General features: G+C 35.3%; 1 protein-coding gene. It reads right to left on the reverse strand.

Features of this window, described 5'->3' with window-relative positions:
- Positions 1-934 precede the first annotated feature (934 nt).
- Positions 935-2,213: PQQ-binding-like beta-propeller repeat protein (locus tag F6K13_RS29650; protein ID WP_287289362.1), on the reverse strand; the 1,279-nt coding region annotated here is incomplete at its 5' end.

Consider the following 2,213-nt stretch of genomic DNA (forward strand, 5'->3'; position numbering starts at 1 on the left):
TTTAAATCCTTTAACTTTTTCTGTGTTTGTAATCTCTGGTAAATCTACATTTATATCATGTCTGGTTGAACAGTTATAAGTAAACGACGGAGGAGTAAGAAGTCAGGTAGGGGAGCCGTCGGATTGGCGACGTACACGAGTCAGGAGGGAAGAAAAGAGAACAGAAGGAGAAAGTTTTTTTATCACTAAAGCCAAAAGAAAACTTTTTTTAGCTTGAATTGCACCAATTTTAATCGCTTTAATTTGTAGGAATCTTGGACTGTTAGGAATCTCAGCCATTGAGTTTTCAATGACAGTTAAAAGAAATGGCTCCACAGACAGTGATAACTATCGGCACGATTACCAGTTTCACAGGTGTGATGTTTTGGATCTGGAAAATTTCTTGTTATATTGGAAGGCTGGAAAATAAGGTTGAAAACAACCGAAATGATACCAATAGATTAGGGAATTCCGTCGGGCAATAAAGATAAAAGTATTATACGTTATGTCAATAATCATTGCCTTGATCTCGGAACGATTGAATCTTTTCTGAAAAAAAAATTTTGATTATTGCCCACATACCAAAATTCATATAAACGAAGATGAGCTATAAAGTATAGCGCTGTGCGCAGGCAACAGGCAACAGGCAACAGGCAACAGGCAACAGCTCCGGAAGGGGGAATAAAAAACCTATAATATAAGACTTTTAGCTATTGGACACCTCTTGTAATTTGTAAATATGCCAGCGCACATTACTATATTTCAAAAATTAGAGTGTCCAAAATGCAAAAGTACAAACATGACAACAGGACACTGCGACTACTGGTGTCGGGATTGTCGCCATCATTGGCCACGAACAAATTCTGTGGGGATTCTCCCTGATGTCCAGAACAAATTTTTTACCTCCGGAAAGTTGGAAACTGCTTATCTTTGACTTTTTCCCTCTTCCTGAATTTTAACCAAAACTATATAACCAACCATCCCGACCACAAATTCTAATAATTCCATCCCATACAATAGGAGTAGATTCAAAAGAAACTTTACCCGTAAATTTGCCAGCTTCTTCTACTATTAAACGGAAAAATTCTCCTTGAGCATTAGGTAAAACATTTTCCTCGTCAGGTTTCGCAAATTCCCAATTCAAATTAAATATATAAACCCCATTATATCCAGCAGTTACCAATTTATTTCCATCAGTAAAAATTGGCGTTGAAATTGAAGGACCAATTTTCTGCTTAAACAGGATTAGAGGGGTATCATAACTAAACTTTTTCAAAGGTCCTTTAAGTTGATTTCCTGTAGTTAAATCTTGGGAACCAATATATAGATATCCATCAATAGCATTAGTAGCAAATAAAGCCGGAAATTCACCATAATTATTATATTCATCATTCAACGCTACCGACCCAATAATACCTCCTAACCAACTATTAAATTTAATGTTACCTGTAGGCAAAAACCATTCTACACTTTCCTGATTTTTTTTATTAGGGTTTAATTTCACCACCCCACCATTTCCAGGAATAAATTGTTTTTCAATCGCACAAAATAATTTACCAGTTTTAGAAATAGCAACAGTACCATCTAAATCTGAACCTGTATAAAAATCCCAAACTATCTTTTTACTCTCTATATCAATACCATAAATATGTCCGGAACCTGCTGCTAAAAAAATTCTATTACCCAATCTAGCGGGAGATGATTCAGAGACAATATTTCCCCCTTGTCTTCTAACATCACTATCTACATAAAGTTTAATTTCGGATAATACTTCTGGCTGCAGAATAGAAGATTTTATTTTAGCTTTACTGACAGAACTATTAATAAAATAACCAATAGCATTTTCCCCAGCATTGAAAATCAAATTATTTCCTAATGGCAAAGCAGAACTATCATTATCGCGACTATAACTGCGAGTTTTTCTAATATCTAGTTGCCAAATTTCTTTCCCTGTTCTAAAAGAAATAGCACGAAAACTAGGGGCAATTCCTTTTTTTGCTCTCCCAGTTCTACTGCCTTGTAAAATCACAATACGATTCTCTTCATTCGCAGTTTCATCAATATAAACCGTACTTGAACCTTTAATCACATCATCAAATTTATATTGCCAAACTTCCTGATTATTCGCGACATCTATTTTGCGCAAAAGATGATCGTAACTACCAATAACTAAATAAGTTTTTCCTCTATCTTTAGTAATAGTGGGTTGCCCTGTCCATCCAGCTCCACTCCAT

It is taken from the genome of Okeania sp. SIO2B9, assembly GCF_010672505.1.
Lineage (GTDB): Bacteria > Cyanobacteriota > Cyanobacteriia > Cyanobacteriales > Microcoleaceae > Okeania > Okeania hirsuta.